At 59.8% G+C, this 12,558-nt stretch carries 10 protein-coding genes; 7 read left to right on the forward strand and 3 right to left on the reverse strand.

Annotated features, from left to right (window positions below):
• Window positions 1-154: 154 nt before the first annotated feature.
• Together AC1P02_RS19095 and AC1P02_RS19100 are read right to left on the reverse strand one after the other, a co-directional pair.
• Window positions 155-1,171 (reverse strand): aspartate-semialdehyde dehydrogenase, encoded by a 1,017-nt coding sequence (locus AC1P02_RS19095; RefSeq protein WP_005310564.1) that lies wholly within the window; start codon window positions 1,169-1,171, stop codon window positions 155-157.
• Between the two features lie 167 nt (window positions 1,172-1,338).
• Entirely contained in the window at window positions 1,339-2,472 is a 1,134-nt protein-coding gene (locus AC1P02_RS19100; RefSeq protein ID WP_485182911.1) for a 4-phosphoerythronate dehydrogenase, read from the reverse strand.
• A gap of 370 nt (window positions 2,473-2,842) precedes the next feature.
• Here AC1P02_RS19100 and AC1P02_RS19105 point away from each other — a divergent pair, with 370 nt between their 5' ends.
• A complete protein-coding gene (locus AC1P02_RS19105) occupies window positions 2,843-3,565 on the forward strand; it encodes a phosphatase PAP2 family protein (protein ID WP_256684234.1) in 723 nt (240 codons plus the stop codon).
• 84 nt (window positions 3,566-3,649) lie between these two features.
• Here AC1P02_RS19105 and AC1P02_RS19110 read toward each other — a convergent pair whose 3' ends face one another.
• Window positions 3,650-4,480, reverse strand: coding sequence for a MetQ/NlpA family ABC transporter substrate-binding protein (locus AC1P02_RS19110; protein ID WP_099992717.1), 831 nt, complete (start codon window positions 4,478-4,480; stop codon window positions 3,650-3,652).
• A gap of 442 nt (window positions 4,481-4,922) precedes the next feature.
• On the opposite strand from AC1P02_RS19110, the gene AC1P02_RS19115 reads away from it, so the two are divergent.
• From AC1P02_RS19115 to AC1P02_RS19140, 6 genes are all read left to right on the forward strand, one after another.
• Window positions 4,923-5,657: an NYN domain-containing protein gene (locus tag AC1P02_RS19115; RefSeq protein WP_059169615.1), complete on the forward strand. Its 735-nt coding sequence runs from the start codon at window positions 4,923-4,925 to the stop codon at window positions 5,655-5,657.
• Between the two features lie 337 nt (window positions 5,658-5,994).
• A complete protein-coding gene (locus AC1P02_RS19120) occupies window positions 5,995-6,363 on the forward strand; it encodes a hypothetical protein (RefSeq protein ID WP_408861071.1) in 369 nt (122 codons plus the stop codon).
• A gap of 19 nt (window positions 6,364-6,382) precedes the next feature.
• The gene (locus tag AC1P02_RS19125; protein WP_408861070.1) at window positions 6,383-6,922 is read left to right on the forward strand and encodes an isochorismatase family protein; all 540 of its coding nucleotides are present in this window, start codon (window positions 6,383-6,385) and stop codon (window positions 6,920-6,922) included.
• A gap of 433 nt (window positions 6,923-7,355) precedes the next feature.
• Complete coding sequence (gene asp / locus AC1P02_RS19130; RefSeq protein WP_485182912.1) at window positions 7,356-9,233, forward strand: serine protease Asp; 1,878 nt, start codon at window positions 7,356-7,358, stop codon at window positions 9,231-9,233.
• Window positions 9,234-9,251: 18 nt separating this feature from the next.
• Window positions 9,252-9,713: a serine protease chaperone gene (locus tag AC1P02_RS19135; RefSeq protein WP_219592178.1), complete on the forward strand. Its 462-nt coding sequence runs from the start codon at window positions 9,252-9,254 to the stop codon at window positions 9,711-9,713.
• Window positions 9,714-10,168: 455 nt separating this feature from the next.
• On the forward strand, window positions 10,169-12,550 hold the full coding sequence (locus AC1P02_RS19140) for a beta-glucosidase (protein WP_485182913.1): 2,382 nt from the start codon (window positions 10,169-10,171) through the stop codon (window positions 12,548-12,550).
• Window positions 12,551-12,558: the final 8 nt, after the last annotated feature.

Consider the following 12,558-nt stretch of genomic DNA (forward strand, 5'->3'; position numbering starts at 1 on the left):
TTGTTCCTGAGTGTAGGAAAAAACTTAATCAGTTGATATCACGAAAAATTCTCGGGGCCATAGAGTGCGGCCCCGGTCACATCCACACCGCACGCGGGTGGCAAGGGACAGGCCCGATGGAGCATGTCCCCCACCGGGCCGGCAGATCCGCAGATCAGAGGTAATCGCGCACCAGCAGTTCGGCAATCTGCACACTGTTGGTCGCGGCGCCCTTACGAACGTTATCGGCCACGATCCACATATTGATACCGCTGGGGTGAGAAATATCCTGACGGACACGGCCAACCAGCACCTCATCCTTGCCGGTGGCGTCACGCACCGGGGTCGGATAGTCCGTTTCGTCATCAAACAGGGTAACGCCCGGGGCGTTGCGCAGCAGCTCCTTGACCTGATCCGCATCGAGCGGTTGATGCAGCTCGACGTGCACCGCTTCGGCATGGCCATAGAAGACGGGCACCCGCACGCAGGTGGGGTTCACGGCTATGCTGGCATCCCCCAGGATCTTCTGGGTTTCCCACACCATCTTCATCTCTTCACGGGTGTAGCCGTTGTCGGTGAAGCTGTCGATCTGCGGAATGAGATTGAAGGCGATCTGGTGCGGATAGATGGTCGGCTCCACTGGACGACCGTTGAGCAGTTGCGCGGTCTGGCCGGCCAGCTCGCTTACCCCCTCCTTGCCAGAGCCGGAGACGGACTGGTAGGTCGCCACGTTGATGCGGGCGATCCCGACCTCGTCGTGCAAGGGCTTGAGCGCAACCAGCATCTGGATGGTGGAGCAGTTCGGGTTGGCGATGATGTTGCGATTGCGAAAATCCGCCAACGCGCCCGGATTGACTTCCGGGATCACCAAGGGAATATCTTCGTCGTAACGGAAGCAGGAGGTGTTGTCGATGACGATGCAGCCGTGCTCGGCGGCGATCGGCGCCCATTTGGCAGAAACCTCGGCACCGGCGGAGAAGAGCGCAATCTGCACCTGACTCCAGTCAAACTCTTCCACATCCTTGATTTCGAGATTCTTGCCACAAAAGCGCACCGTATCACCGGCACTGCGGCTGGATGCCAGCGGATAGAGGGTACCGACCGGGAAGGCGCGCTCCTCCAGAATTTCAATCATGGCCTGACCCACGGCGCCGCTGGCGCCCAATACCGCTACGTTGAATTGCTGACTCACTGATGTTCTCTCCTGTGGTATTGCAAATAGTGCCGGCAACGCACGCTGGCATCACCGTTGGCAGGCGAACCTGCCTGATAGAGGGCTCGGCATGACACCAAGCCAGAGACGGGCGGGGCCGGCATCGAAGCCGCTTACCCCAGCCGTTTGGATCTGTTGAATCTGGTTTAGCCGGGTTGGACGGTGAAACCGAGCCGGGCCAGGGTATCGCTGGCGAAGGGGCCGCTGACGTGCAAAGAGGATAGCTCGCGCCGCTCCGGATAGTGCTTGCGCTGTTCATCGAAACTACCGGGCAGCTCAATCCGGTTGCGAAAACGGGCATCGTCGCGGCGCACATCATAAATAAGGTGCACCAGCTGTTTGATAAGCGCCTGATCCGCTGGTTGACCCGGAGTCAGTGCGCGCACCTCGGGGGCTGGCAGCAAGGATTGCAGATCCTGGCGCGCCGCGCGGCGCAACTGCTGACAAAGCGCCTGATAGAGCATCCAGGTGCCGCGCGCCTTGCCCTCCAGGCTGTAGCCTGCGATGTGAGGGGTCGCTATCTCGGTATGGGGCACCAGGGCACGCAGGGGCTCTGGCTCCCCTTCCCACACATCCATCACCAGCCGCAGGGGCTCAAGCCCTTGCTGGCGAGCGAGCAACGCCTGGTTGTCCCACACCTCGCCACGGGAGGCGTTGACGAGGATCTGCCCGGCAGGGCGCGCGGCGATCACCTGCTCATCCAGCAGGTGGAAAGTAGCATCCGGCCCCTCGCGGGTGATGGGCACGTGGAAGCTGACGATGTCGGCACCGAGTGCCGTCTGGTAGTCGACGAATGCGTCTGTCTCGCCTGCCTGCCCGGCGACTCGAGCCCGCGGCGGATCGCAGCGCAGCACCCGCATGCCGAGGGCCTCGGCCTTGAGCGCCACGCATTCACCGGTATTGCCCGCCCCTATGACGGCGAGGCTCATCTCGCTCAAGTTGAGCTCATGACGCTCGGCCAGCACCAGCAGGGCAGAGAGCACATAATCGCCGACCGAATACTTGTTGCAGCCGGGCGCGCTGAAGAAGGGGATGTTGCGCGCCGCCAGCAGCGCCTTGTCGACGTGATCGGTACCTATGGTGGCGGTGCCGACGAACCTGAGCCGCGGGCTGGTGGCGAGGAGCTCGGCATCGACCCGGGTCACGGAGCGCACCAGCAGCACGTCGGCATCTTGCAGATCCGCCGCCTGCATCTGCCGTCCTGGCAAGGGGATCACCTCGCCAAATTCGGCAAACAGCTCAAGGGCGTGGGGCATATTTTCATCAACGACGATCTTCATCGGGCTCTCTCACTTCGCAACCGGCCACAGGCGCGCCATTCTAGCCCAAACCAGCAGAACTTTCAGATGCTTATTCGCCCCTGACTTTTCACCACAATCACACCGCCCGCCCTGCCCAAACCGGCCAGATGTTCAGATGCCTGTTCGCCGATCCCCTTTCACCACCATCGCACCACAGTGCCTGGGCAAACCGCCAAGATGCGCAGATGATGATGACCCCACGCCCGTATTGCCATGTCGGCCCGGGTGACTCTCATTTGTAAGCCTATGTTACAGCCAGGCCAGCACGACTTGACCGACCCGCCGAGGCTGGCACAATGACGCCTCTTTTTTCCTGCCCGTTTAACGCGCACCTGTTACGAGCCTTGTTATGCCGACTCATGCCTCTTCGCTACCGCGCCGTCAGGTGCTTGGTTTCAGCGCTGCCCTGATCCTGCCGCTGCTGTTGCTGGCCTGCCTGCCCTGGCAACCCTTTATGAGCCAGGCCCTGCAATCGGGCTGGTTGTGGTGGCCCTACGCCCTCACCCGCATGGTGGATGTGCCCGGCATTGCCATCAGCATTGCCGCCCTCTTGCTGCTGACCCGACACAAGCTGACGCTGAGCCTGCCCGCCATGCTGGCACTGGTCTGCGCCCTGTTTGCCATGCTCGCTGGCGACTGGGCCATCAAAAGCATCATCAAGCACCTGACCCAGGAGCCGCGCCCTTATTTGCTCTGGCTGGAGGGCCAGAGTCTGATCCCCGCCATCCAGCAGTTCTACTCAGGCAGTGTCGAGGTACGCAGCGAACAGGTGCATGCGGCGAGCCTCTTGCTGGCCCTGCCCGAATGGCTCACGGACCACTGGCAGGCAGAAGTAAACTACGCCTTTCCCTCCGGCCACAGTATCGCCGCCATGAGTCTTGCCCAGTTCTTCGGCCTGATCTGGCTGGCCCGCGCCCCTTCAGGGGTCTGGCTGCTGCCACTGTGGGCACTGGGCATAGGCCTGTCGCGCATGCTGATCGGCATGCACTGGCCGTTGGACGTGCTGGCGAGCGCCCTGCTCGGCAGCCTGACCGCCCTGTTTGCCGCCCGCTGGTGGCTGCGCCGCTACTGACGTCTGTGACCATGCCAACAAAAACGGGCACCTTCTGGTGCCCGTTTTTGTTGGTGCGATAACGTCACATACCGATAGCCATGCTCAGTTGCTGGCACTCTGCCCCTGCCAGCCCTCGGGATACTTGTAACCCACGAAGCGCTTGGCGGCATAGGCCTTGAACTCGGGGGAGTTGTAAGCAGCCGCCACATCCTTGGCGAATGGCTGATCGGCATCGGCGCTTTTCACCACCACCCAGTTGATGAAGTTGTAGCTGCGCTCGAGGAACAGACCCTCGCTGAACGCAATGCCGCTGGAGGCAGCGAAGTTGCCGTTGATGACGGAGAAGTCCACGTCCTCCCGCGAACGCGGCAGTTGCGCAGCTTCCAGCTGGATCAGCTTGATATTGTGCGGATTTTTCGCCACATCAAACTCGCTGGCTTTGAGCGGGTTGATCCCCTCCTTGAGGGTGAGCCAGCCCAGATCCTGCAGCATCAGCAGAGCACGCGCCTGATTGGTCGGGTCGTTGGGGATGGCGACCGTGCTCCCCTCTTTCAACGCCTTCAGCTCGCCCAGCTTGCCAGCGTAGAGACCCATGGGGCCGGTCGGCACCTGGGTGATGGGAGCCAGTGACAGGCCCCTGTCTTTTGAAAAACTCTCCAGATAGGGTTTGTGCTGGAAGCAGTTCACATCGAGCGATCCATCGGCCAGCGCGATATTGGGGGTCACGTAATCGGTGAACTCCACCAGTTTGACCTTGTAGCCCTTGGCCTCCAGCTGCGGCTTGATGGAGTCGGTCACCATGTCGGCAAAATCCCCCACAGTCGTGCCAATCACTATCTCGTTTTTGACCGGATCGGCGGCAAAAACGGAAAACGGCAGGCTGCTGGCCAGCAGTGCCAGTGCTGAGAGGGTAAAAAAGGAACGACGCTGCATAAGGGACTCCCTGTCAAAATAATCATCAAAAGGTGGCAGGATGACGGCGACGACCACAATGGGCTTCTCGCCACAACCATCTAGCCATCCAAACGGCTAATACATACAACCATAACAGAGCGTCTTCCCGTCGCCAAGCAACAAAACAGGACAAGCTTAACCGAGCGGCAGCTAAGCCCGGCTTTCAACCCGGTTGGGCTATCGTGCAGAAAATATTTGATAAACCACACAGTTATTGCTTTTGCCCCCTCCCCGAACCGACCGCAACTGGCTTATTGTGGCCAATTGTCACCACCTCGTTGCAGGCCCTGATTACTGGCGGGCTAGCGCCTTGGCGGATAATCTCTCTTTTGGCAAGACGGGTACGTCGCCACGCCTTTAAAATTAGTATCTACATTCAGAGAACCGGTGTAGCAGGTGACGTTAAATGACAGGAGGTCATTTGAAGGACAAAGAAAAAATTGCTGTATTTATCGATGCAGACAATGCACCTGCCAGCAAGATTGACAGGGTATTGTCCGAGCTGGCTCGCTATGGCGTAGTCAATATCCGCAAAGCTTATGGTAACTGGAAGAATCCGACCCTCAAATCATGGGAGGAAGTATTGCATGAATTTGCCATCCAACCGGTGCAGCAATTTGACTTGGCCAAAGGAAAAAATGCGACCGACATGGCGTTGGTGATTGATGTGATGGATGTGCTCTATACCAAGGATGTAGACGTCATCTGTCTCGTCTCTTCAGACTGTGACTTTACTCCTCTCGTTACTCGCTGCCTCGCAGACGGTAAATTTGTGATCGGATTTGGTGAACGTAAGGCCTCAATGCCATTCGTCAATAGCTGCTCTCGCTTTCTTTATCTTGATACTGAACCTAATGATATAAAAGAAGAACTTCCGATAGCAAAGCAGATCAAGAATATTAAAAGTGATACTCGCCTCATTAATTTGCTACGTCAAGCCATCGATGCGGTTGAGGAGGGAGGTGGTTGGGCAATGCTGGGAGCAATAGGAAATCATATATCAAACCATGCTTCTTTTGATCAACGGAACTACGGCTTTCAAAAGCTCAGTGATCTATTCATGGCAATCGACCTGTTCGAGATGAAGAAGACTGACAACTCAGTCTTATGGGTTAGAGATAAGAAACGGGCATCCCAGCTGAACAAACAGAAATGAAATATAAAATCAGCCCCATAAACAAGAGAAACCGTCAACATAGTACATACGCATATCATAAATATATTGTTGCTCGGTCTGGTCAACAGGAAAGCGCCGACAAAATTACCTATCCAGACTACTCATGTATTTTCCATAATGACATTTCCATCACTACATTTACAATTTGAATTACTTTATTTTTGACTGATGCTGGCATTGCCGGTAGTTTTATAAGCCTCATCGACAGGGTGCCGTGCCTCATATTTTATACGCCACCATGTCAGTAGCGAACAACATGGAAGGCGCGCTAAATCACGAGCAGGGAGCAAGACCACACCCTATTCAAGGAGTATTCATGAGCCCCAAACAACAGCTGATCGCCAAAGGTATCTTTATCGCTTCGACACTTTTTTCTTTGGCCATGGTAGCGTTTGTTGCATGGTCGGTCGTCACGGTCAGCCCGCTGCACCCGGCCGGATCAGCCCCGTCACAGGGGGTCAGCATCGGCCTCGCACTGGCCATTGGGCTGTTTGTCATGGCATTCAACTATGTAGCTTATCGCGGGCTCACAGAACCGGTGAAGGGTTTCAAGGTTGTCTTCTGGTGCTTTATTGCGCTGCATCTGTTCGCCTTGCCGATCGGTACCGCCATCGCGTTGACCCTCATCTATTTGTGGAACCAGTCCCGTTCAACAGTTATCCGTCCACTGGGCGCCACACACTAATCTGACCCAAGGAGCCATCATGCTGACCGCCTCTACCACAGGCCTACTGGTCGTCGATATTCAGGGCAAGCTGGCACGGCTCGTCGAGGAGAGCTCTGCCCTTATTGCCAATAGCGCACGGCTGGTACAAGGGGCCCAGGCGCTGGGCTTGCCGGTTGTCTGGCTGGAACAGGATCCGGACAAGCTGGGGCCAACGGTGCCCGAGTTGCAGCCGCTGCAGAGCTGTGCCCCCGTGCTGACCAAATTCAGCTTCGGCGCGCTGGGGGAGCCGACAGTGTCAGCCGCCCTCGCCCAGACCGGCAGATGCCACTGGCTGGTGTGCGGCATAGAGGCCCATATCTGCGTCTACCAGACTGTGCTGGGACTGCTCGACAGCGGCACCGATGTCTCCCTGGTGGTGGATGCGGTGTCCTCCCGCAGCGCCGCCAACCGCGACTTGGCCATCGCTCAGCTGGCCACTCGTGGAGCGCGGCTCACCTCGGTGGAAATGTGCCTCTATGAGCTGCTGGGGGATTGCCGCCATCCGGCGTTTCGCCCGATCCTGGCCTTGATCAAATAACGGCTGACCACTCTCGGTCAGCACCTCACAAAAACGCGGCGCCACTGGCGCCGTTTTCATTGCCGCCTGGGTGCAAAACCTGCCTCCCGGCATGGCAGGCTTGCCGGCCACACAACGCCAGCTTGGGTATGTGTCATATCTGATCAGGGCCAACTCAACGCGACAGCCTCGACACAGCCGCAACCAGGGTGAACGATAAGTTAATAACACATTGATCTATAAAGACAAGCATCAACAGCCAGCAACTGAGAAAAGTTCTCAATACAGCACATAAAGGGATTCGCAGGAACCCCCATATGGTTTGAAACAGATTTGTAATGGGATTTTTTTGAGCCTTATCCCAGAACTGAAATGAGCGCTTTTTGGCTCTGTTTTTCCCGTGTATAGATGCCAGTCGCACCCAGGACGGTGCGATATAAGATGGAGTTTATAAATGAGAAAAACATCGTTGGCGTTGGCAATCTCGGCCCTGCTCTCGGCCCTGCCTATCGCTTCAGTTCAGGCTAATGAGAGTTGCACCCCACTCACCGGCAAAGAGGCCGGACTCGATACCGGCCGCAGCAGCGCAGCGCGCTGTCTGCCCGGCATCAATCCCCTGCAGGACCAGCAGTGGCACCTGCTCAACAGCGGCCAGAATGCCTTCAGCCCCCGCGGCGGCGTGGCGGGCAATGACCTCAACCTCTGGTGGGCACACCGCACCGAAGTATTGGGTCAGGGCATCAATGTGGCCGTGGTGGACGATGGCATGGCCATAGCGCACCCGGATCTGGCCGACAATGTGCGCCCCGGCTCCAAAAACGTGGTGACCGGTGGCAGCGATCCTACCCCGACCGATCCGGACAGTGCCCACGGCACTTCGGTATCCGGCATCATAGCCGCGGTGGACAACAGCATAGGCACCCTGGGGGTAGCTCCCCGCGCCCAGTTGCAGGGCTTCAACCTGCTCGATGACAACAGCCAGCAGTTGCAAAAAGATTGGCTCTACGCCCTTGGCGGCAACGCCGTCACCGCAGACAACCGGGTCTTCAACCAGAGTTACGGCATGAGCCTGGTCGATCCTGAAGGGGCCAACGGGCTGGATCAGGTACAGCTCGATCGCCTGTTCGAACAGCGGACCCAGCAGGCGCAGGGGGCGGCCTATATCAAGGCGGCGGGCAACGGCTTCAACCGGATTGCCTCCGGCAACTATGTGCTCAACCGCACCGGCAACCTGCCCAAGCTGCCGTTCGAGAACAGCAATATAGATCCCTCCAACAGCAACTTCTGGAACCTGGTGGTGAGCGCCATCAACGCGGACGGGGTACGTTCTTCCTACTCCAGTGTCGGCAGCAACGTCTTCCTGAGCGCCCCCGGCGGGGAATACGGCACGGATGCGCCCGCCATGGTGACCACGGATCTGCCCGGCTGCGACATGGGTTACAACCGGGTGGACGATCCCAGCACCAACCGGCTGCACAACAACCCGCAACTGGATGCCAGCTGCGACTACAACGGCGTGATGAACGGCACCTCCTCGGCCACCCCGAACACCACAGGCGCCATGGCGCTGCTGATGTCCGCCTATCCGGACTTGTCGGTGCGGGATCTGCGCGACCTGCTGGCCCGCAACGCCACCCGGCTCGACGCCAATCAGAGGCCCGTGCAGATAAACTACACGGCCGCCAACGGCCAGCGCCGCCAGGTGACGGGTCTGGAGGGATGGGAGCGCAACGCGGCCGGCCTCTGGTACAGCCCGACCTATGGTTTCGGCCTGGTGGATGTGAACAAGACCCTGGCCCACGCCGCCAGCCATGATCCGCTGCCGCCACTGGTGCAGCTGCCCTGGCAGAAGGTGACGATCCGGGATCGCGTCGTCGGCGCCATCCCGGATGTGGGCAGCAGCCCGACCCGCTCCAGCACGCAGGTCGATCAGCCATTGACGGTCGAGGCCGTGCAGGTGATGGTGAGCCTGGATCACCAACGGCTGCCCGACCTGCTGATCGAACTGGTCTCACCATCCGGCACCCGCAGCGTACTGCTCAACCCCAACAACAGCCTGGTGGGACAATCCCTCGACCGGCAGCAGCTGGGCTATGTGCGCACCAAGGGGCTGCGTGACATGCGCATGCTCTCCCACAAGTTCTACGGCGAACCGGCTCAGGGCGAGTGGCGCCTGGAGGTAACTGACGTGGCCAATGGCAGCCGCCAGGTCTCGCTGCTCGATCGCAGAACCAACACCCGCAGTACCCTGACCGAGCGCAACAACAGCCAGCCGGGTCAACTGCTCGACTGGTCCCTGCGGGTACTCGGTCACGACGCAGCCCGTTCCTGATCACAGAGGAGTCATAACATGAAACACAGCTTACTCAGCCTTGCCCTGGCAAGCCTGCTGGCCTCGGTCTGCGTGCACGCAACGGCCGACGAATCGGTGGTGATCGATGGCAAGCAGTACAACACCATAGAGGTGAATGGCAAAACCTACCTGACGCCGGATAACGGCAGCAAGAAACGGGTCGCCCGCAGTCTGGATGGCAAGGTGCCACAACAGACCCTGCGCAGCGGCGACGTCCTGCTGCAAGGGGTCGCCAGCCCTGAGCTGACCGTCAGCGGCACCCTGCTGGTAGAGGCCGATGACAATCAGGCCAAGACGCTGGCGGATCGCCACGGCCTGCAGTTCAAGCAGAGCAGCGGCGGCATCGCCCTGCTGGAGGCCAAGCCAGGCACGGATCTGAATGCCATCGCCACCCAGCTCAAGCAACAAGGAGTCAGGGTGCAGATCGAACTGGCCGGTGCACTGAAACAGCCAAAGTGAGCGAGCCCTTGCGCTAACATGCGCGAGGTATCTTGCACACGCCGAGGGGGCCGCTGGCCCCCTCTCTTCTGCCCGAGCGCCTGCGCCCCGCACCTCACAGCAAATCGCAACCCAAGCCGGACCGCCCTGTTGCCGCCATCCTCAATGGTGGGCCATCCAGCCTCCCCTTTCCCCTCCCTGCCGCGCAGCCTGTGATGCGACTCCTGTCACAACTTGGCACCCTTGCTCCCAACTGCACATTTCTCGCTCCGCCAAGGCAAGGCGCAGCCAGCCCGACTTGCTAACCTGCCTACGGCTCCGGCCATGGTTGCCCCCTTGCACATGCACCCTGGCCCACCCTGAGCCGTCATCGATATCCATGGGAACCCGCCATCAGAGCGGCCGCCCGGCCCGATCACTTGCCGGTGTCGATATCGCACTTGCCTTTTTATTCAGACAGTTACGAGGAAGTCTTCATGCCTATCACGACAAAAATGAAAGCGGTTTCACTCTGTGTCAGCCTGGCCCTCGCCGGGCTGCTGGTTGGCTGCAACCAGAACGACTCGGATCCCCTGGTAAAAGACGATGCCTACTACCGCGGTCAGGCCGAAGCCATGGTGGCCAAGCTCACCCTGGACGAGAAGCTGAGCCTGCTCTCCGGCCCAGGTTATGGCAGCGCCAACGGCGCCATCAACGTCAAGCAGGATGTCGCCGGGGTAGCGGGCTACATCAACGGGGTAACGCGCAGTGCCGACGGTATCGACATTCCGGCTCTGAAACTGGCCGATGGCCCGGCGGGCCTGCGGATCAGCGCCAATCGCGACGGCGACAGCGCCACCTATTACGCCACCGCCTGGCCCATCGGCTCCCTGCTCGCCTCCAGCTGGGACGTCAACCTGGTCAAATCCGTCGGGGAAGCCATGGGGGATGAGGTGCGCCAGTACGGGGTCGACATCCTGCTGGCACCCGGCATGAACATCCAGCGCAACCCGCTCAATGGCCGCAACTTCGAGTACTACTCGGAAGACCCGCTGCTGACCGGCAAGATAGGCGCCGCCATGGTCAACGGGGTGGAAAGCAACGGAGTCGGCACCACCATCAAGCACTACTTTGGCAACAACTCGGAGACCAACCGCAACCAGATCAACGACATCGGCGAGCCGAGAACCTTCCGTGAAATTTACCTGCGCGGCTTCCAGATCGCGGTGGAGGAAGCCCAGCCCTGGGCCGTGATGACCTCCTACAACAAGTTCAACGGCACTTATGTCAACGAGCGCAAGGATGCCGTGACCGATGTGCTGCGCGGTGAGTGGCAATTCGACGGCCTGGTGATGTCAGACTGGTTCGCAGGCGACGTAGCCAACAACGCCTACAAGCAGGTGCGGGCAGGGCAGGATTTGATTGAACCTGGCAACGTCAAGGAGCAGTTGCAGCAATCCATCGAGCAGGGCGATCTCAACGAGGCCAAGGTGACCGAGGCCGCCATCCATATCCTGACCCAGGTGATGAAGAGTCCCTCCTACAATCAGCTGGCCGTCAGCAACAGCCCGGATCTGGTCGCCCATGCCAAACTGGCCCGCCAGGCCGGAGCCGAAAGCATGGTGCTGCTGCGCAACGAAGCCGCCGCCCTGCCCATCGCGGCGACCAGCAAGGTGGCCAGCTTTGGCATCAACCAGATCAACACCTACAAGGGTGGCACCGGCAGCGGGGATGTGAACGCAGCCAGCACCACCACCATAGCCCGGGGGCTGGCCAGCCGTTTCCCGGTCAACGACACGCTGCAAACTTACTACGGCGATTTTTATGAGGCCAACAAGGTCTATCACGAGGGGCAATTCGGCGCCAAGGGCTACTACACCTGTGATGAGGCCGCCGTCAGCCCCGAACTCGCCGCTTTGATCACCACGGCTGCCGGTGAGCAGGATGTGGCGGTCATCAGCCTGGGTCGTCAGGCCGGTGAAGGGGCGGATCGCACCGACAGCAAGGGCGACTACCTGCTCGGCGATGACGAGACCGCCCTTATCGATGCGGTGAGCAGCGCCTTCCACGCCCAGGGCAAGAAGGTGGTGGTAGTGCTCAACGTCAACGGCGTCATCGACACAGCCCAGTGGGGCCACAAGGTGGACGCCATACTGCTGGCCTACATGGCGGGTCAGGAAACCGGCCATGCGGTGGCGGACGTGCTGTCGGGGGCGGTCAACCCCAGTGGCAAGCTGGCCCAGAGCTTCCCGTTAAGCTACGCCAGCGTGCCCTCCGCCGGCACCTTCCCGGGTGAAGATACCGACGGTGACGGCGAGCCGGACGATCTCTATTACAACGAGGGGATCTATGTGGGCTATCGCTACTACAGCACCTTCGACAAGGCGGTTTCCTACCCGTTCGGCTTTGGCCTCTCCTACACCAGCTTCGGCTACACCAGCCCCGCGATCGCCAGCAATACCCTGGCCGAGGGCGCGGCCGGCAGCCTGGTGCTAACGGCGACCATCACCAACACGGGCGCCGTGGCAGGCAAGGAGGCGGCCCAGGTCTATGTCACCGCCCCCGAGGTCAAACTGCAAAAACCGACCATAGAGCTCAAGGCCTTTGCCAAGACCAAGCAGCTGGCACCGGGTGCCGCCGAGCAGCTGAGCTTCACCATCCCGGCCAGCATACTCGCCAGCTTTGATGAGGCCAGCAACCAGTGGATAGTGGAACCGGGCAGCTACAGCGCCTACATCAGCCCCTCCTCGGATGTCTCCGCCACCACGCCGGTCACCTTCACGGTGAGCAAGGAGATAGTGGTGAGCAGCACGACCCCGGGCACCCTGGCCCTCCCGGAAGGTGTGGACCCTGCCACAGTGACCACTGTCACCAAATAAGCCGGTGA

Source organism: Aeromonas sp. TS_SC_11 (genome assembly GCF_057318915.1).

Coding starts and splice junctions, on each gene's coding strand:
- AC1P02_RS19135 (WP_219592178.1), top strand. CDS start 9,252: ATGAAACACAGCTTACTCAGCCTTGCCCTGGCAAGCCTGCTGGCCTCG.
- AC1P02_RS19140 (WP_485182913.1), top strand. CDS start 10,169: ATGCCTATCACGACAAAAATGAAAGCGGTTTCACTCTGTGTCAGCCTG.
- AC1P02_RS19110 (WP_099992717.1), bottom strand. CDS start 4,480: ATGCAGCGTCGTTCCTTTTTTACCCTCTCAGCACTGGCACTGCTGGCC.
- AC1P02_RS19125 (WP_408861070.1), top strand. CDS start 6,383: ATGCTGACCGCCTCTACCACAGGCCTACTGGTCGTCGATATTCAGGGC.
- AC1P02_RS19100 (WP_485182911.1), bottom strand. CDS start 2,472: ATGAAGATCGTCGTTGATGAAAATATGCCCCACGCCCTTGAGCTGTTT.
- asp (WP_485182912.1), top strand. CDS start 7,356: ATGAGAAAAACATCGTTGGCGTTGGCAATCTCGGCCCTGCTCTCGGCC.
- AC1P02_RS19120 (WP_408861071.1), top strand. CDS start 5,995: ATGAGCCCCAAACAACAGCTGATCGCCAAAGGTATCTTTATCGCTTCG.
- AC1P02_RS19105 (WP_256684234.1), top strand. CDS start 2,843: ATGCCGACTCATGCCTCTTCGCTACCGCGCCGTCAGGTGCTTGGTTTC.